Origin of the sequence: Stutzerimonas sp. Brlt_14, from assembly GCF_051948915.1 — a bacterium.
In the GTDB taxonomy this organism is placed as follows: domain Bacteria; phylum Pseudomonadota; class Gammaproteobacteria; order Pseudomonadales; family Pseudomonadaceae; genus Stutzerimonas; species Stutzerimonas stutzeri.
The window spans coordinates 498,322-516,950 of record NZ_JAYJLM010000003.1 but is presented as its reverse complement, the minus strand read 5'-3'; the positions used below and the strand labels follow the sequence as shown (position 1 = coordinate 516,950).

Annotated in this window: 16 protein-coding genes; 15 read left to right on the top strand and 1 reads right to left on the bottom strand. The window is 66.0% G+C overall.

Annotated features, from left to right (window positions below; genetic code table 11):
* The 14 genes from VF716_RS09535 to dctM all read left to right on the top strand — a co-directional run bounded on the left by VF716_RS09535 (position 1) and on the right by dctM (position 17,015).
* Positions 1-939: an MlaD family protein gene (locus tag VF716_RS09535; protein ID WP_020309177.1), complete on the top strand. Its 939-nt coding sequence runs from the start codon at positions 1-3 to the stop codon at positions 937-939.
* Positions 936-1,562 (top strand): ABC-type transport auxiliary lipoprotein family protein, encoded by a 627-nt coding sequence (locus VF716_RS09530; protein ID WP_003282446.1) that lies wholly within the window; start codon positions 936-938, stop codon positions 1,560-1,562. The genes VF716_RS09535 and VF716_RS09530 overlap by 4 nt, the downstream gene beginning before the upstream one ends.
* Before the next feature lie 116 nt (positions 1,563-1,678).
* A complete protein-coding gene (locus VF716_RS09525; protein ID WP_020309175.1) occupies positions 1,679-2,755 on the top strand; it encodes an HlyD family secretion protein in 1,077 nt (358 codons plus the stop codon).
* Positions 2,752-5,496 (top strand): ribosome-associated ATPase/putative transporter RbbA, encoded by a 2,745-nt coding sequence (gene rbbA / locus VF716_RS09520; protein ID WP_108241237.1) that lies wholly within the window; start codon positions 2,752-2,754, stop codon positions 5,494-5,496. The genes VF716_RS09525 and rbbA overlap by 4 nt, the downstream gene beginning before the upstream one ends.
* A 1-nt stretch (position 5,497) precedes the next feature.
* Positions 5,498-6,613, top strand: coding sequence for an ABC transporter permease (locus VF716_RS09515; protein ID WP_111481808.1), 1,116 nt, complete (start codon positions 5,498-5,500; stop codon positions 6,611-6,613).
* A 195-nt stretch (positions 6,614-6,808) separates the two neighbouring features.
* Positions 6,809-7,879 (top strand): dTDP-glucose 4,6-dehydratase, encoded by a 1,071-nt coding sequence (rfbB, locus tag VF716_RS09510; protein ID WP_111481809.1) that lies wholly within the window; start codon positions 6,809-6,811, stop codon positions 7,877-7,879.
* Positions 7,876-8,748, top strand: a complete 873-nt coding sequence (gene rfbA, locus VF716_RS09505; protein WP_440552580.1) for a glucose-1-phosphate thymidylyltransferase RfbA — start codon at positions 7,876-7,878, stop codon at positions 8,746-8,748. The genes rfbB and rfbA overlap by 4 nt, the downstream gene beginning before the upstream one ends.
* Entirely contained in the window at positions 8,745-9,290 is a 546-nt protein-coding gene (gene rfbC, locus VF716_RS09500; protein WP_014595362.1) for a dTDP-4-dehydrorhamnose 3,5-epimerase, read from the top strand. Before rfbA ends, rfbC begins: the two co-directional genes overlap by 4 nt.
* Positions 9,287-10,201 carry a dTDP-4-dehydrorhamnose reductase gene (gene rfbD / locus VF716_RS09495; RefSeq protein WP_440552579.1) on the top strand — a complete coding sequence of 305 codons (915 nt, stop codon included), beginning with the start codon at positions 9,287-9,289 and terminating at the stop codon, positions 10,199-10,201. Before rfbC ends, rfbD begins: the two co-directional genes overlap by 4 nt.
* Before the next feature lie 105 nt (positions 10,202-10,306).
* Positions 10,307-12,112 carry a sensor histidine kinase gene (locus tag VF716_RS09490; protein ID WP_011911330.1) on the top strand — a complete coding sequence of 602 codons (1,806 nt, stop codon included), beginning with the start codon at positions 10,307-10,309 and terminating at the stop codon, positions 12,110-12,112.
* Positions 12,109-13,527, top strand: a complete 1,419-nt coding sequence (locus VF716_RS09485) for a sigma-54-dependent transcriptional regulator (protein ID WP_440552577.1) — start codon at positions 12,109-12,111, stop codon at positions 13,525-13,527. Before VF716_RS09490 ends, VF716_RS09485 begins: the two co-directional genes overlap by 4 nt.
* 320 nt (positions 13,528-13,847) lie before the next feature.
* Positions 13,848-14,843 carry a C4-dicarboxylate TRAP substrate-binding protein DctP gene (gene dctP, locus VF716_RS09480; RefSeq protein WP_020309161.1) on the top strand — a complete coding sequence of 332 codons (996 nt, stop codon included), beginning with the start codon at positions 13,848-13,850 and terminating at the stop codon, positions 14,841-14,843.
* A 265-nt stretch (positions 14,844-15,108) separates the two neighbouring features.
* Positions 15,109-15,738 (top strand): TRAP transporter small permease, encoded by a 630-nt coding sequence (locus tag VF716_RS09475; RefSeq protein WP_011911327.1) that lies wholly within the window; start codon positions 15,109-15,111, stop codon positions 15,736-15,738.
* Positions 15,735-17,015: a C4-dicarboxylate TRAP transporter large permease protein DctM gene (dctM, locus tag VF716_RS09470; protein WP_011911326.1), complete on the top strand. Its 1,281-nt coding sequence runs from the start codon at positions 15,735-15,737 to the stop codon at positions 17,013-17,015. The genes VF716_RS09475 and dctM overlap by 4 nt, the downstream gene beginning before the upstream one ends.
* An 81-nt stretch (positions 17,016-17,096) precedes the next feature.
* Here dctM and VF716_RS09465 read toward each other — a convergent pair whose 3' ends face one another.
* Positions 17,097-17,705 carry a 2OG-Fe(II) oxygenase gene (locus VF716_RS09465; protein WP_014595358.1) on the bottom strand — a complete coding sequence of 203 codons (609 nt, stop codon included), beginning with the start codon at positions 17,703-17,705 and terminating at the stop codon, positions 17,097-17,099.
* 155 nt (positions 17,706-17,860) lie between these two features.
* Here VF716_RS09465 and VF716_RS09460 point away from each other — a divergent pair, with 155 nt between their 5' ends.
* Positions 17,861-18,625: a DUF2059 domain-containing protein gene (locus VF716_RS09460; protein WP_125460276.1), complete on the top strand. Its 765-nt coding sequence runs from the start codon at positions 17,861-17,863 to the stop codon at positions 18,623-18,625.
* Positions 18,626-18,629 lie beyond the last annotated feature (4 nt).

Sequence of the window (18,629 nt, the reverse complement as noted above, 5' to 3'; positions counted from 1 at the left end):
ATGGAAACCCGTGCCCATCACGTGCTGATCGGTCTGTTCACCGTACTGGCGGTCGGTGGCGCCTTGCTGTTCGCCCTCTGGCTGGGCAAGTCGAGCATGGATCGCGAGTACAACTATTACGAAATCAGCTTCAATCGGGCGGTCAGCGGTCTGTCCAACGGCAGCGCGGTGGAGTACAGCGGTATCAAGGTCGGTGACGTCGAGGCACTATGGCTCGAACCGGACGACCCGCGCAAGGTGCGTGCACGCATTCGCATCTATTCCGGCACCCCAATCAAGCAGGACACCCGCGCCCGCCTGGCTCTGGCCAACATCACCGGCAGCATGATCATCCAGCTGCACAGCGGCACTCCGCAGAGTCCGCCACTGGAAGGCAAGCGCGGCGAGCCACCGCTGATCGTCGCGGACCCGTCGCCGCTGAGCGCGCTACTGGAGAACGGCGAAGACCTGATGACCAACATCAACAATCTGCTGCGCAGCGCCAACCTGATGCTCTCCGAGGACAATGCCGGGCGCATCGGCCGCACCCTGGCCAATCTCGAGCAGGCCACCAGTGTGCTGGCCGAACAGCGTGGCGACCTCAGCCAGGCGCTGACCCAGCTCAGCCAACTGGGCCAACAGACCAACACCGCGCTGGCGGAGATCACCCGGCTGACGCAGAACGCCAATGGCCTGATCGATGACGAAGGGCGCCAGCTGCTGAGCAGCGCCGGCGAATCCATGGCCGCGCTGGAGCGCGCCACGTCGCGCCTGGACGAGCTGCTGTCGAGCAACCAGGGCGCATTGAACAACGGCCTGCAGGGCTTCAGCGAGCTGGGCCCGGCGATCAACGAGCTGCGCGGCACCCTCGGCGCGCTGCGTCGCGTCACCCAGCGCCTCGAAGACAATCCCAGCGGCTTCCTGCTCGGTCGCGAAAAAATCCAGGAGTTCACCCCATGAGCCGTCTTGCGCTGATCCGCTCTTTTGCCGTGGCAACGCTGCTCGGCACGCTTTCGGCCTGCACGCTACTGCCCGAGGCCGAGCCGATTCGGGTGTTTTTGCTGCCGACCAGCGAGGCCCAGACGAACCAGGCCGCGGGCACGTTGCGCCAGGCACTGCGCATTCATACCCCGCACGCCAGCAGGATTCTCGCTGGGCCGCGTATTGCCGTGGTGCCCGATGGCAATCAGATCAGCAGCTATCAGGGTGCACGCTGGGGCGACACGGCGCCAACCCTGCTGCGTGATCGGCTGATCGAGCAGTTCAGACAAAGCGGGCAACCGACCCCAGTGAGCAATGAGGAAAGCAATCTGTTCGCCGAACTGGAGCTGTTCAGCGATTTGCGGGCATTCCAAAGCGAGTACGTCGACGGCAAACCCCACGTGCGGATTCGTCTGGACGCGCAGCTGGCATCGAGCGCAGATCAACGCATCCTCGCCAGCCGTCGCTTTGAAATCCTCCAACCGAGCGGCAGCCCGCAGCTGGAAAGCGTGGTCGAGGCGTTCGGCCACGCCAGCGACCAGCTCAGCCAACAACTGCAAGGCTGGATATTGCAGATAGCAAAAAGCCAGCCTATGCAGTGAATTGCCGCGAAATGGTCAGATAACGCAATAAGTGCGCTTTTATTGACTCAGGCTAAACGCAACCTTCATGACAATCGCTTAGCATGCGAACTATTGCTTCACGATAAGGAATGCCCATGAAAGCGCCAGCCCAGAAAAACCTCCGCCGCGCACTGTTAGGTCTCGTCGTAGTCGTGATCGTCGGTCTGCTCGCCTGGTCTGAGCTACGCACCGACGGCCTGGGCGATGGCTTCGCCAGCGGCAACGGCCGCATCGAGGCCACCGAGATCGACGTGGCGACCAAGCTCGGCGGGCGTATCCGCGAGATCAGCGTCGACGAGGGCGACTTCGTCCAGCCCGGCCAGATCATCGCGCGCATGGACACCGAAGTGCTCGAGGCCCAGCTTAACCAGGCACGGGCCCAGGTGCGCCAGGCGGAGAACGCGATCCTCACGGCACAGGCACTGGTCGCCCAGCGCGAGAGCGAAAAGGCCACCGCCGAAGCCGTGGTGCACCAGCGCCGCGCCGAACTGACGGCCGCGCAGAAGCGCTACCAGCGCACCGAGGCCCTGGTCGCGCGCAACGCCTTGCCGCGCCAGCAGCTGGACGATGACCTGGCCGCCATGCAGAGCGCCCAGGCCGCGCTGGCCGCCTCGCGCTCGCAAGTGCTGTCCGCCGAGGCCGGCATCGCCGCGGCGAAATCCCAGGTGATCGAGGCACAGTCGGCGCTGGAGGCGGCCCAGGCCAACGTCGCGCGCCTGCAGGCCGACATCAGTGACAGCGAACTGAAGACCGACCGCGTGGCACGCGTGCAGTACCGCGTGGCGCAACCGGGCGAGGTGCTTCCGGCTGGCGGCAAGCTGCTCAACCTGGTCGACCTGGCCGACGTCTATATGACGTTCTTCCTGCCCGAGCGCCTCGCCGGCCGTGTCGCCATGGGTTCGGAGGCGCGCCTGGTGATCGATGCCGTACCGCAGTATGTGATCCCGGCCAGAATCACCTATGTCGCCAGCGTGGCGCAGTTCACGCCGAAGACGGTGGAGACCGAGAGCGAGCGCGAGAAGCTGATGTTTCGGGTCAAGGCGAGGATAGCCCCGGAGCTGCTGAACAAGCGCCTGGAGCAGGTCAAGACCGGCCTGCCCGGCATGGCCTACGTCAAGCTGGACGCCGACGCCGAGTGGCCCGCCCATCTGCAGGTCAACGTCACGCCATGAACCAGCCGCTCGCGCCGGTGGCGCAGGTCGCGGGTGTCAGCCTGCAATACGGCAAGACCCGCGCACTGGACGATCTCAGCGTCGACCTGCCAGCCCGTTGCATGGTTGGCCTGATCGGCCCGGACGGCGTCGGCAAGTCCAGCCTGCTGGCGCTGATCTCCGGCGCGCGCAAGCTGCAGCAGGGCCGGGTGCGGGTGCTCGACGGCGACATGGGCGATGCCGGCCACCGTCGCGCGGTGTGCCCGCGCATCGCCTACATGCCTCAGGGCCTGGGCAAGAACCTCTACCCAACGCTGACGGTGTTCGAGAACCTCGAATTCTTTGGCCGGCTGTTCGGCCAGGCTGCCGACGAGCGCCACTGGCGCATCGCCGAGCTGACCCGCAGCACAGGGCTGGCACCCTTCGTCGAGCGCCCGGCGGGCAAGCTGTCCGGTGGCATGAAGCAGAAGCTCGGCCTCTGCTGCGCGCTGATCCACGACCCCGATCTGCTGATCCTCGACGAACCCACCACCGGCGTCGACCCGCTGTCGAGGGCGCAGTTCTGGGAGCTGATCGAGCGCATCCGCCGGGATCGCCCACAGATGAGCGTGCTGGTGGCCACCGCCTACATGGATGAGGCGCAGCGCTTCGATCACCTGGTGGCGATGGACGCCGGGCGCCTCCTCGCCACCGGCACGCCGGCCGAACTGCTGACGCGCACCGCCAGCGACAGCCTGGAAGAAGCCTTCATCCGCCTGCTGCCGAAGGAGAAGAGCAGCCGCCACCGCGCCTTGAAAATCCCGCCGCGCCAAGCCAACGACGACATCGCCATCGAAGCCCACGATCTGACCATGCGCTTCGGCGATTTCGTCGCGGTGGACAGGGTCAACCTGCGCATCGAGCGCGGCGAGATCTTTGGCTTTCTTGGCTCCAACGGCTGCGGCAAGACCACGACCATGAAGATGCTCACCGGCCTGCTGCCGGCCAGCGAGGGCCAGGCGCTGCTGTTCGGCAAGCCGGTGGACCCGCACGACCTGCAGACCCGCCAGCGCGTCGGCTACATGTCCCAGGCCTTCTCGCTGTACAGCGAACTGACCGTGTGGCAGAACCTCGACCTGCACGCCCGGCTGTTCCACCTGCCGGCCGAACGCCGGGAGCCGCGCATCCGCGAGATGCTCGAGCGTTTCGGACTGATCGACGAGGTCGACAGCCTGCCCGAGGCGTTGCCGCTGGGCGTGCGCCAGCGCCTGTCGCTGGCGGTAGCGGTGATCCATGCACCGGAGATGCTGATTCTCGACGAACCCACCTCGGGCGTCGACCCGGTGGCGCGCGACGGCTTCTGGGAACTCCTGGTGCAGCTGTCGCGCGAGGACGGCGTGACCATCTTCATCTCCACCCACTTCATGAACGAGGCGCTGCGCTGCGACCGCATCTCGCTGATGCACGCCGGCCGCGTGCTGGACAGCGACACGCCGCAGGCGCTGATGCGCAAGCGCGGCCTTCGGACCCTTGAAGAGACCTTCATCGCCTATCTAAGGGACGCCGCGGCTGAAGGCGCCGCCAGCGGCCCCGGTCCGCAGGTAACCGCGTCGGCCATCGAGCGCCCGGCCATGGTCGCCAGCAGCGCCGAGCTGGACGCCCGCTTCAGCCTGCGCCGCCTGCTCAGCTACACCCGCCGCGAAGCCATGGAGCTGCGTCGCGACCCGATCCGTGCCACCCTGGCCATGCTCGGCACCGTGCTGCTGATGCTCATCATGGGCTATGGCATCAGTCTGGACGTCGAGGATCTGACCTACGCGGTGCTCGACCATGACCAGACCACCACCAGCCAGGCCTATGCGCTGAATATCGCCGGCTCGCGCTATTTCGTCGAGAAGGCGCCGCTGGAAGGCCCCGCCGACATGGACCGGCGCCTGCGCAGCGGCGACATCAGCCTGGCCATCGAGATCCCGCCCGACTTCGGCCGTGACCTCAAGCGCGGCGCCGCCCCCCAAGTGGCGTTCTGGATCGACGGCGCCATGCCGATGCGCGCCGACACCATCAGGGGCTACGTGCAAGGCCTGCATGCCAGTTATCTGCAGGACCTGGCGCGCAGCGCCGGGGTGAGCAGCGCCGCCCTGGCCGACATCGCCATCCGCTACCGCTACAACCCGGACGTGCAGAGCCTGCCGGCCATGGTCCCGGCGATGATCCCGATCCTGCTGATGATGATCCCGGCGATGCTCACCGCCCTCGGCGTGGTGCGCGAGAAGGAGCTGGGATCGATCACCAATTTTTACGTCACCCCGGTGACCCGCCTGGAATTCCTGCTCGGCAAGCAGCTGCCCTACATCGCCCTGGGCATGGTCAACTTCGCCACCCTGGTATTGGTGGCGGTGTTCGTCTTCGGCATCCCGATCAAGGGCAGCCTGCTCACCCTGGTGATCGGCGCGCTGCTCTATGTCACCTGCGCCACCGGCCTGGGCCTGCTGATATCCTCGGTGCTCAACAGCCAGATCGCGGCGATCTTCGGCACCGCCATCGCCACCCTGCTGCCGGCGGTGCAATTCTCCGGGCTGACCAACCCCGTCTCGGCGCAGGAGGGCCTCAGTGCCTTCTTCGGCCAGATCTACCCGACCAGCCACTTCCTGATCATCAGCCGCGGCGTATTCTCCAAGGCGTTGGGCATGGCCGACCTCTACTGGTACTTCATCCCCTTGCTGCTGGCGATCCCGCTGCTGACCCTGCTCAGCGTCGCCGGTCTGCGCAAGCAGGAAAAATGACATGCGCACACTCGGCAACGCCTTCCAGCTCGGCCTCAAGGAACTGCGCAGCCTGTACCGCGATCCGGCGCTGCTGGTGCTGATCGTCTACGCCTTCACCGTGGCCATCTACTCTGCCGCCACCGCCCAGCCCGAGTCGCCGCACCGGGCCACCCTGGCGGTGGTCGACGAGGACCAATCGCAGGTCTCCCAGCGTATCCTCAACGCCTTCCAGCTGCCCTACTTCCTGCCGCCGGAACCCATCGACCTGTGGCAGATGGACAGCGGCATGGACGCTGGGCTCTATACTTTCACCCTGAACATTCCGCCGGACTTCCAGGCCGATCTGCTGGCCGGACGCAGCCCGACCATCCAGCTCAACGTCGACGCCACCCAGGTCAGCCAGGCGTTCACCGGCGCCGGGCACATCCAGCAGATCATCAACGATGAGGTCACCACGTTCGTCCAGCGCTATCGCGCCGACCCCGTGCTGCCGGTCGAGGCGGTGGTGCGCATCGCCTTCAACCCCAACCTGACGCGCGCCTGGTTCGGCGCGGTGAACGAGGTGATCAACCAGATCACCATGCTCTCGATCATCCTCACCGGCGCCGCGCTGATACGCGAGCGCGAGCACGGCACCATCGAACACCTGCTGGTGATGCCGGTGACGCCGTTCGAGATCATGCTGGCCAAGGTCTGGGCGATGGGCCTGGTGGTGCTGCTGGCCTCGGCCTTCGCCCTGCGCTTCATCGTCGAGGGCTGGCTGCAGATCCCGATCCAAGGCTCGCTGCTGCTGTTCATCGGCGGCGCCGCGCTGCACCTGTTCGCCACCACCTCGATGGGCATCTTCTTCGGCACCGTGGCACGCTCGATGCCGCAGCTGGGCCTGCTGATCATCCTCGCGCTGATGCCGCTGCAGATCCTTTCCGGCGGAATGACCCCGCGCGAGAGCATGCCTGAGTTGGTGCAGCACATCATGCTGGCGGCGCCGACCACGCACTTCATCGAGTTGGCCCAGGCGATCCTCTTCCGCGGCGCCGGCGTTTCGGTGATCTGGCCGCAGCTGCTGGCGCTGGCGGTGATCGGCGCGGTGTTCTTTGTCGGTGCGCTGTCGCGGCTGCGCGTGTCGTTGCGCTAGCCGGCAACAACGCCGCGCCGTGCGGTCCCTGCAGCACGGGGCTGGCGGCGGGCCAGCAGCCCGTGTTTACCTCTGTAACCAAGCCGTTACCCGGCCGCCGGCACCCTTCGGGAATTTTTGTATCGAAGGCCGGTCTATCGTGCCGACATGCTAAGAGCCTGATGCTCGACAGCGCGCCAAGGAAGCCCTATCACTATGCGCATTCTCGTTACTGGCGGAGCCGGATTCATCGGTTCCGCACTGATCCGTCACCTCATCCTCGATACCGGGCACAGCGTGCTCAACCTGGACAAACTGACCTATGCCGGCAACCTCGAGTCGCTGGCCAGCGTGGACGACAACCCGCGCTATCAGTTCCTCCAGGCCGACATCGCCGATCGTGAGCGGGTCAGCGAGGCGCTGCTGGACTTCCAGCCGGACGCCATCATGCATCTGGCCGCTGAGTCCCACGTCGATCGCTCCATCGATGGCCCGGCCGAGTTCGTCCAGACCAACATCGTCGGCACCTATCAGCTGCTGGAAGCTACCCGGGCGTATTGGCAGAGCCTGCCCGCCGAGCGGCGCGAGGCCTTCCGCTTCCACCATATTTCCACCGACGAGGTCTACGGCGACCTGCACGGCGTCGACGACCTGTTCACCGAGACCACCCCCTACGCGCCCAGCTCGCCCTACTCGGCCAGCAAGGCCTCGTCGGACCACCTGGTCCGCGCCTGGCAGCGTACCTACGGCCTGCCGGTGCTGATCACCAACTGCTCGAACAACTATGGGCCGTTCCACTTCCCCGAGAAGCTGATCCCGCTGGTGATTCTCAACGCGCTGGATGGCAAACCGCTGCCGGTCTACGGCGATGGCTCGCAGATTCGCGACTGGCTATTCGTCGAGGACCACGCCCGCGCACTGTTCAAGGTGGTCAGCGAGGGCAGGGTTGGCGAGACCTACAACATCGGCGGCCACAACGAGCAGAAGAACATCGATGTGGTGCGCGGCATCTGCGCGCTGCTGGAGGAGCTGGCGCCGAACAAGCCCGCCGGCCTGGCCCGCTATGAAGACCTGATCACCTTCGTCAAGGATCGCCCGGGCCACGACCTGCGCTACGCCATCGACGCCGGCAAGATCGAGCGCGAGCTCGGCTGGGTGCCGCAGGAAACCTTCCAGACCGGCCTGCGCAAGACCGTGCGGTGGTACCTGAACAACCTCGAATGGTGCCGTCGCGTCCAGGACGGCAGCTATCAACGCGAGCGCCTCGGCGCCCTGGAGAACGCATGAAAGGAATCATCCTGGCCGGAGGCTCCGGCACCCGTCTGCACCCCATCACCCTTGGCGTATCCAAGCAGCTCCTGCCGATCTACGACAAGCCGATGGCCTACTACCCGATCTCGGTGCTGATGCTCGCCGGCATCCGCGACATTCTGGTCATCTCGACACCGCAGGATCTGCCGCAGTACCAGAACCTGCTGGGCGACGGCAGCCAGTTCGGGGTCAACTTCAGTTACGCCGAACAACCTTCGCCGGACGGCCTGGCCCAGGCCTTTCTGATCGGTGAAGAGTTCATCGGCGACGATTCGGTGTGCCTGATCCTCGGCGACAACATCTTCCACGGCCAGCACTTCACCGAGAAGCTGCAGCGCGCCGCGCGTCAGGAGAAGGGCGCCACGGTGTTCGGCTACTGGGTCAAGGATCCGGAGCGCTTCGGCGTGATCGACTTCGACGCGGACGGCAAGGCGCTGTCCATCGAAGAGAAGCCGAAGAAGCCGAAGTCCAGCTACGCAGTGACCGGCCTGTACTTCTACGACAACGACGTGATCGAGATCGCCAAGTCGATCAAGCCCTCGCCGCGCGGCGAACTGGAGATCACCGACGTCAACATGGCCTACCTTGAGCGCGGCGATCTCAATGTCGAACGCTTCGGCCGTGGCTTCGCCTGGCTCGATACCGGTACCCACGACAGCCTGCTGGAAGCCTCGCAGTACGTGCAGACCATCGAGCACCGCCAGGGCCTGAAGGTCGCCTGTCTGGAGGAGATCGCCTACCAGCACAAGTGGATCGACCGCGAGCAGCTGCTGCGCCGCGCCGATGCGCTGGGCAAGACCGGCTACGGCCAGTACCTGTTCAAGCTGGCGGGTGAAGACGCATGAAGGTCGTCGAAACCAGCATTCCCGACGTACTGATCATCGAGCCCAAGGTCTTCGGCGACGAACGCGGTTTCTTCTACGAGAGCTTCAACGCGGCCGCTTTCGAAGCGGCCACGGGGCTCAAGCGTCAGTTCGTCCAGGACAACCACTCCAAGTCGCAGCGCGGCGTGCTGCGTGGCCTGCATTACCAGATCCAGCAGCCGCAGGGAAAACTGGTGCGGGTAGTGGCCGGCGAGGTATTCGACGTCGCCGTCGACCTGCGCAAGAGCTCGCCGAGCTTCGGCCGCTGGTTCGGCACCCACCTGAGCGCGCAAAACCAGCGACAACTGTGGATCCCCGAAGGCTTCGCACACGGCTTCGTGGTGCTCAGCGAAAGCGCCGAGTTCCTCTACAAGACCACCGACTACTACGCGCCTGAGCATGAGCGCAGCCTGCTGTGGAACGACCCCGAGCTCGGCATCCAATGGCCCTTCGACGAGGCGCCACAACTGTCCGCCAAGGACCAGGCCGGCAAGCTGCTGCGCGACGCGGAGCTGTTTCCATGAAAATCCTGATCACCGGCAGCAAAGGCCAGCTCGCCCGAGAACTGCAGCTCGAACTCGCCGGTGTCGGCAAACCGTTGGCCCTGGGGCACAACGCCATGGACCTGGCCGATCCCGAGCAGATCCGCCAACAGGTGCGCCTGCTGCGTCCGGACCTGATCATCAACGCGGCGGCCTACACTGCGGTCGACCCGGCGGAAACCCGCCGCGAGCAGGCCTTCGCGATCAATGCCCGCGGCCCGCAGGTGCTCGCCGAAGAAGCCGCGCGCCTCGGCGTGCCGCTGATCCATTACTCCACCGACTACGTGTTCGACGGCCGCAAGGCCGAACCCTACGACGAGCACGACGCGCCGCACCCGCTGGGCGTCTATGGCGCCAGCAAGCTGGCCGGCGAGCAGGCGATCCAGGCCGTCGGCGGCGAACACCTGATCCTGCGCACCAGCTGGGTCTACTCGCGACATGGCAAGAACTTCCTGCTGACCATGCAGCGCCTGCTGCAGGAGCGCGATGCGCTGTCGGTGGTCAGCGACGAGGTCGGTGCGCCGACCTGGGCCGCGACCATCGCCCGCGTCACCGCGGAACTGGTGCGCAAGCGCAACACCGGGCAGGCCGGGCCGAGCGGGCTGTATCACCTCACCGCCAGCGGCGAGACCTCCTGGTACGGCTTTGCCTGCAGCATCGCCGAGCGGTTGCGCCAGGAAGGACGCCTGCGTGCCGAGATCACCCCGATCCTGTCCAAGGACTACCCGACCGCGGCGCAGCGGCCGCTGAATTCGCGGCTCAACTGCGCACGGCTGCAGCAGGACTGGGGCGTCCAGCTGCCGGACTGGGAAACCGCCCTGCACGAGTGCTGCACCCGGGCCCGCGACCTCGAAGCCGACGACGCGCGCCAGCCGGTCGCCGTCGGCCGCTGAGCCGACTGCGCCTGCAGCCCGATCCATCGGGTTGCCACGAGCCGCGACGCTGAACGTCGGCTCGCGCAGCGTGCATAATGCGCCCGACATCCAGGCGCCTCATGCATGACCGCACTTCTCGCTCCCCGCCGCCCCCGCTGGCGCAATCTCGCCCTGCTGGCCCTGTTGCTGGCGCCATTGCTCTGGCCGCTGCAGCAGCTCGCCGAGCGTTACTACCGCAACGAGCTGACCGAACAGAACCGTCAGACCCTGGACCTGTACGTCGCCAACCTGCTCGGCACGCTCAACCGCTACGAGGTGCTGCCGCGCATCCTTGGTGACCTGCCCGCCCTGCGCGCCGTGCTGCAGCAGGACTCGCCCCAGGTCCGCGACAACGCCAACCGGCTGCTCAAGCGCCTGCGCAACCAGACCGGCGCCGACGTGATCTACCTGATGGCGACCGACGGCAACACCCTGGCCGCTTCCAACTGGGACGAGGAAGACAGCTTCGTCGATCGCAACTTCGCCTTCCGCCCCTACTTCCGCCAGGCCATGGAGGGACGTCTTGGGCGCTTCTTCGGCCTCGGCACCACCTCCGGCAAGCGCGGCTATTACTTCGGCGCGGCGGTGCGCGACGGCGACCAGGTGCTCGGCGTGCTGGTGGTCAAGGTCGATCTGGATCACACCGAGACGCTGTGGGGCAGCACCCCGGAGCAGCTGCTGGTGACCGACAATTTCGGCGTGGTGATCCTCACCTCGCGGCCCGACTGGCGTTTCCGCGCCACCCGCGGGCTGGGCGTGGACGAGCGCGAGCAGATCGCCTTCGATCAGCCCTACCCGACGCTCTACCCGCAGGACCTGACGCTGAATATCGACGCCTGGCTGATCCAGAGCCGCGAGCTGAAGGAGACCGGCTGGACGGTGCGCATCCTCGCGCCGGTCAGCCTGGTCGAGCGCCCCGTGCGCACCGTGGTCGCGATCGGCGCCGCCACCCTGCTGGCGCTGCTGCTCTGGCTCGGCCTGCTGATGCAGCGTCGCCGGCACTTCCTCGAACGGCTGGCGCTGGACAGCCAGGCACGCCAACAGCTGGAGCAGCGCGTGCTCGAGCGCACCCGCGACCTGGAGGCGCTGAACAGCCGGCTCAAGGTCGAGGTGCTCGAGCGCGAACAGGCCCAGCAGGAGCTGGTGCGCGCCCAGGACGAACTGCTGCAGGCCGGCAAGCTATCGGCGCTGGGCACGATGTCGGCGAGCATCAGTCACGAACTCAACCAGCCGCTGGCAGCAATCCGCAGCTATGCCGACAACGCCCGCGTACTGCTTGACCATGAGCGTGTCGACGAGGCGCGCGACAACCTGCGGCTGATCAGCGAGCTGACCGCGCGCATGGCCTCGATCATCGCCCACCTGCGCGCCTTCGCCCGTCGCGATCAGCACGCACCGGAACGGGTCGCGCTGCAGCCCGCGCTGGACGATGCGCTGGCACTGCTGGCCAAGCGCCGCCAGGCCATGGGCGTCGAGCTGATCCGCGACCTGCCGGAGGCGACGCTGTGGGTGCAGGCTGGCGAAACGCGGCTGCGGCAGATCCTCGCCAATCTCCTGGCCAACGCTCTCGACGCCCTCGGTGAACGGCCCCAGCCGCGGCGCATCTGGCTGCGCGCCGAGCTGGAGGGCGACGGCGTGCTGCTGACCCTGCGCGACAACGGTCCGGGCTTCTCCGCCGAGGCGCTGCAGCGCGCCCGCGAACCCTTCTTCACCACCAAGACCAGCACCCAGGGGCTGGGCCTCGGCCTGGCGATCTGCGATACCCTCACCCGCGCCCTGGGCGGCGAGCTGCGCATGAGCAATCATGCCGAGGGCGGCGCCCAGCTCGGTCTGTTCCTGCGTAGCGCCGAACCCGGCGTGGCCTTTCCCACCGAGGACCATTTCCAATGAGCAGCGACACCCCGATCAGCACCCAGGCCCAGGTGGTGCTGATCGACGACGATCCGCATCTGCGCCAGGCACTGAGCCAGACCCTGGACCTGGCCGGGCTCAAGGTGGCCAGCCTGGGCGACGCCCGCGACCTGGCCGCACGCCTGCCGGCGGAGTGGCAGGGGGTCATAGTCAGCGACATCCGCATGCCTGGCATCGACGGACTGGAGCTGCTGCAACAGTTACGGGCACGCGACAGCGAGCTGCCGGTGATCCTCATCACCGGTCACGGCGACATCCAGCTGGCGGTGCAGGCCATGCGCGCCGGTGCCTACGATTTCCTGGAAAAGCCCTTCCCCAGCGAGGCGCTGCTGGACAGCGTGCGGCGTGCCCTGGCGCTGCGCCAGCTGGTGCTGGACAACCGCTCCCTGCGCCTGGCCCTGGCCGACCGCCAGCAGCTGTCGGCACGCCTGCTCGGCCAGTCCCGGGCGATGCTGCGCCTGCGCGAGCAGATCGGCGCATTGGCCGGAACCCAGGCCGACGTGCTGATTCTTGGCGAGACCGGGGCCGGCAAGGAGGTGGTGGCGCGCGCGCTGCACGACCTGTCGAGCCGACGCAACGGCCCGTTCGTGGCGATCAATGCCGGTGCCCTGGCCGAGTCGGTGGTGGAGAGCGAGCTGTTCGGCCACGAGCCCGGCGCGTTCACCGGCGCGCAGAAACGCCGGATCGGCAAGTTCGAGTTCGCCAACGGCGGCACCCTGTTTCTCGACGAGATCGAGAGCATGAGCCTGGATCTGCAGGTCAAGCTGCTGCGCCTGCTGCAGGAGCGCGTGGTCGAACGCCTCGGCGGCAACCAGTCGATCGCCCTGGATATCCGTGTCATCGCCGCAACCAAGGAAGACCTGCGCGTCGCCGCCGACCAGGGCCGCTTCCGCGCCGACCTCTATTACCGGCTAAACGTCGCACCCCTGCGCATTCCTTCGCTGCGTGAACGCAGCGAGGATATCCTTCTGCTGTTTCAGCACTTCGCCGAGGCCGCCGCCCAGCGCCACGGCCTGCCGGTTCGCGAACTGCAGCCCGGGCAGCGTGCCATGCTGCTGCAGCACACCTGGCCGGGCAACGTGCGCGAGCTGCAGAACACCGCGGAGCGCTTCGCCCTCGGGCTCGGCCTGGGCCTGGAGCGGCCAGGCAGCGAGCCGAGCGCCGGCCTGGCCGGCGGCGGCAGCCTGGGCGAACAGGTCGAAGCCTTCGAGCGCGCGCTGATCGCCGCTGAACTGAACCGCCCACACGGTTCGCTGCGCAGCGTTGCCGAAGCGCTCGGCCTGCCGCGCAAGACACTGCATGACAAGCTGCGCAAGCATGGCCTGAGCTTTACCGGTGCTGGCGGAAGCTCGCCCGACGAAAACGACTGGATGGCGGACATCCGCCATCCTTGACCGCCGCCTCGGGCCTCGACTGCCAATCCCGGCCCTCCCTGCAAGGCCAACCGCGGATGGCCTGCTCACCCCGCGCAAAGGTGCGACCTAGACGCGCTTGTTGGCAATTGGCCATTCAAACCTTGATCGATTGCTGGGTAAACTCGCTGGCTTCAGGTGTCTGTGCCAGCGGTTGGCACAGGCATTGCTCCTGAAACCCGATGAACCGGATGGATCGAGTCACGATCGTGCATCGCATCCAGGCCATTGGGCCTAGACTTGCCCAGCTGGTTACTGCCGGGATGCCCCGAGGCCTCCCACTCCAACAAGAGGAAACATCAATGTTCAAACTGACTGCCAAGGCGCTGGCATGCGCCCTGTCGCTGAGCATCGCTGGTCTGGCCCACGCCGCCGACCCGATCGTCATCAAGTTCTCTCACGTGGTCGCCGAGAACACGCCGAAAGGCCAGGGCGCCCTGATGTTCAAGAAACTGGTGGAAGAGCGTCTGCCGGGCAAAGTCGAGGTTCAGGTCTACCCGAACTCCTCGCTGTTCGGTGATGGCAAGGAAATGGAAGCCCTGCTGCTGGGCGACGTGCAGCTGATCGCACCGTCGCTGGCCAAGTTCGAACACTACTCCAAGGGCGTTCAGGTCTTCGACCTGCCGTTCCTGTTCGACGACATCGCAGCAGTCGACCGCTTCCAGAAGGGCGAAGCCGGCCAGCAGCTGCTGCGTTCGATGGAAGACAAGAACATCACCGGCCTGGGCTACTGGCACAACGGCATGAAGCAGCTGTCGGCCAACAAGCCGCTGCGCGAGCCGAAGGATGCCCGCGGCCTGAAGTTCCGCGTACAGGCTTCCGCCGTACTGGACGAGCAGTTCAAGGCCCTGCGCGCCAACCCGCGCAAGATGAGCTTCGCCGAGGTCTACCAGGGCCTGCAGACCGGCGTGGTCAATGGTGCCGAGAACCCCTACTCGAACATCTACTCGCAGAAGATGCACGAAGTGCAGAAGTACATCACCGAGTCCAACCACGGTCTCTTGGACTACATGGTGATCACCAACACCAAGTTCTGGAACGGCCTGCCGAGCGACGTGCGCAGCGAGCTGGAAAGCATCCTGAACGAGGTCACCGTCGAGGTGAACAAGCAGGCCGACGACCTGAACGAGGAAGCCAAGCAGGCCATTCTCGACGCCGGCACCACCGAAATCCTGTACCTGACTCCGGAGCAGCGCGAAATGTGGCGCGAAGCCATGAAGCCGGTCTGGAAGAAGTTCGAAGGCGAAATCGGTGCCGACCTGATCAAGGCCGCCGAAGCCGCCAACCAGGCCAACTAAGCCTTTGCCGAGGGGCGGCCACCCCGCTCCTCGGCCGTACCACTCAGCGATACCCGACAGCTCAGTGAAAAAACAAAGCCGCTAGCGAAGACCAGGCCCGCACCAAGGGCAGGAAGGCCATGCCGAGGTGATCCCGGGCTGGGCCGCTTCACTGGCCACAACAAGAGTTTTTCATTGCTCTGTCTCCCAGCCTGCCCGGCTGGTTCACGGCGCACCTCCGTGCTGCCCTTTCGATACAACCGCAGTCCATCGGGAGATGCCATCCATGAACGCCCTCTGGCGCGTCTGGGACCACTTCGAGGAAGGCTTCATCGCCTTTCTGCTGGCCGCCATGACACTGGTGACCTTCGTCTACGTGATCCTCAACAACCTCTACACGCTGTTCTACGACTTGGGCGACCGCTTCGAAGGCACCGCCGACTTCTGGTTCGCCATCGGTGACTTCATCATCGGTCTGGCCCAGTCCATGACCTGGAGCACCGCGCTGACCAAGGCGCTGTTCGCCTGGCTGATCTTCTCCGGCCTGGCCTATGGCGTGCGTACCGCCGGCCATATCGGCGTCGACGCGCTGGTCAAGCTGGCGCCGCGTCATATCCAGCGTGTCATCGGCATCATCGCCTGCCTGTTCTGCCTGGGCTACGCCGGTCTGCTGACCGTGGCCAGCTTCGAGTGGATCCAGACCCTGTTCATCGCCAACATCGGCGCCGAGGACCTGGGCCACATCGGCGTCAAGCAGTGGCACATCGGCCTGATCGTGCCGTTCGGTTTCGCCATGGTGTTCATCCGTTTCGCCGAAATTTTCGTGCGCATCCTGCGCAACGAGCAGACCGGCCTCGGCCTCGCCGATGAAGCGGCCGATGCGCTCAAGCACGGCGAAGAGGAGCCCAAGCAATGACCATCCTGTTCCTGTTCGTCGCCCTCTTCGCACTGATGTTCATCGGTGTGCCGGTGGCCGTTTCCCTGGGCCTGGCCGGCTCGCTGACCATCATGATCTTCAGCCAGGACTCGGTGCGCTCGCTGGCGATCAAGCTGTTCGAGACCTCCGAGCACTACACCCTGCTGGCCATTCCGTTCTTCCTGCTGGCCGGCGCCTTCATGACCACCGGTGGCGTGGCCCGTCGCCTGATCGACTTCGCCAATGCTTGCGTCGGCCACATCCGTGGCGGCCTGGCCATCGGTGCGGTGCTGGCGTGCATGCTGTTCGCCGCACTGTCCGGTTCGTCGCCAGCCACCGTGGCTGCGGTCGGCTCCATTGCCATCGCCGGCATGGTGCGCTCCGGTTACCCGCAGGCCTTCGGCGCCGGCATCGTCTGTAACGCCGGTACCCTGGGCATCCTGATCCCGCCGTCGGTGGTCATGGTGGTCTACGCCGCCGCGACCGAGACCTCCGTGGGCAAGCTGTTCATGGCCGGTGTCGTCCCGGGCATCATGCTCGGCCTGGCGCTGATGGTGGCGATCTACATCATCGCGGTGAAGAAGAACCTGCCGGCCCTGCCGCGGGCGAGCTTCCGCGAGTGGCTGAGCGCCGCACGCAAGGCGATCTGGGGCCTGCTGCTGATGGTGATCATCCTCGGCGGTATCTACTCCGGCATGTTCACCCCGACCGAAGCGGCGGCGGTGGCGGCGGTGTATTCGGCCTTCGTCGCGCTGTTCGTCTACAAGGACATCACCCTGCGCGATTGCCCGAAAGTGCTGCTGGAGTCCGGCAAGCTGTCGATCATGCTGATGTTCATCATCGCCAACGCCATGCTGTTCGCCCACGTGCTGACCACCGAGCAGATCCCGCAGGCGATCACTGCCTGGGTGATCGAAGCCGGCCTGCAGCCGTGGATGTTCCTGCTGGTGGTGAACATCGTGCTGCTGGTCGCCGGAGCCTTCATGGAGCCGTCGGCGATCATCCTGATCCTGGCACCGATCCTGTTCCCGATCGCCGTCCAGCTGGGCATCGACCCGATCCACCTGGGCATCATCATGGTGGTGAACATGGAGATCGGATTGATCACACCACCGGTGGGGCTGAACCTGTTCGTCGCCTCGGCGGTGACGGGCATGCCGGTGACCCAGGTGATCCGCGCGGTGCTGCCATGGCTGGCACTGATGCTGAGCTTCCTGGTGATCATCACCTACGTGCCATCGATCTCCCTGGCCCTGCCGAACTGGCTGGGCATGTAGCCCGCCAGCACAGCCTTCCTGCTTTTCAGCCCGGCCTTCGCGCCGGGCTTTTTTTCGCCGGGAGAAACCTCGGGCGGGGGGTCAGACCGCCAGCGGGTCGGCCGGGCGACGACGGAACCAGCCGGTCAGTGACAGGCGATCGGCCTGGGTGACCAGCACCTCGTGGGGAAACTCGCCGGAAAGGAACACCACCAGATTGCCGGCCAACGGCGGCACGTCCAGCTGTGAACCGTCCGGCATGTGCATGCGCAGTTCGCCGGCATGGGCGGGCTGCCAGTCCGGATTCAGGTACAGCACGGCGGTTACCGAGCGGCTGTCGTCATCGCGAAAACGGTCCAGATGGGTCTGGTAGAAGGCACCCGGCGGATAGAAGGCGAAGTGGCACTCGAACTCCTCGAGTCCGAGGAACAACTCGCGGTTGAGCTGCTGGCGCAGACCATCCATGACTTCGAGATAGTCGTCGCAGACCGGCGACTGGCCGGGTTCCAGCCACTGGATATGGTCGCTGCGAATGCCTTCGCGCACCGCCTGCGCCTCGCCGCGGCCGACGCCGGCGGGGGCCAGTGCGCCCTCGGCCTCGCGCTTGCGGCACTCGTCGGCCAGCTTGTGGGTCACATCACTGGGAAGGAAAGAACTCTGCAGCGACCAGCCGCGCTCGGCCAGGTCGTCGATGATCGAAGAGAACTGCAAGGAAGTGACTCCGATGGGATACCGAACGAGTCTAGGGTCTGTTGAGACTCCGCCACAAGCAGCGATGCTGCGCCAAATGGCAGCAGCAACTCGCGCGCCTCGACAAGCACGCGTCGGGGCACGGAAAATGAACCGCCCGCCAGACAGGAGCTTCCATGCGCGCCCTCTTGACCTGTGTACTGCTGACCTTCAGCCTCGCCAGCTTCGCCGACACCTATGAAGAGCTCTACGAAACCGCCGGCTGGACCGAACAGCGGGCCAATTTCGCCGATGCCCTGACTGCCGCGCAGCAGCGCTACAAGGACACCCTGCCACCGGCGGTATTCCAGGCCCTGGTGACCAACAGCAATCGCCGCTTCGCCTCCCATGCCATCGACCAGCGGGCGCAGCGCGCGCTGCGCGAGCATCTGGCCGACCCGCAACCGGCGCTGGAATTCTTCCAGTCCCCGCTGGGGCGCAAGATCGTCTCGGCCGAGGTGCTGGCCGCACGCCGGGAACAGCTGGCGCGCCATACCGACGGCCTGCCGCGGGTGACGGCCGAAAGCAACCGGCAGCTGCTGATTCGCCATCTGGCCCAGGCCATCCCGGCCAGCGAGGCGGGTGCGGAAGTCAGCCTGGCGCTGGCCGGTGTCGCCGCCGACAGTCTCAGCCAGATGATTCCCGGCCTGTTGGGCGGCAATCAGGCGCAGAACCTGCTGAGCAGCCAGCGTCAGCGAATGATCCAGCAGATCGAGGCCGATCTGGACAATACCCTGCTCTACGTCTATCGCGAGCTGTCCGACGCGGAGCTGGAGGAGTACGTACAGTTCGCCCAGTCCGAAGCCGGCAAGGCCTATTACCAGGCCGCGCTGCAAGCCCTGCGTGCGGGCCTGGCGGTGGGCATGAGCGGCGCCGAGCTGGAGCCGCAGCAGGGTATCTGACCGC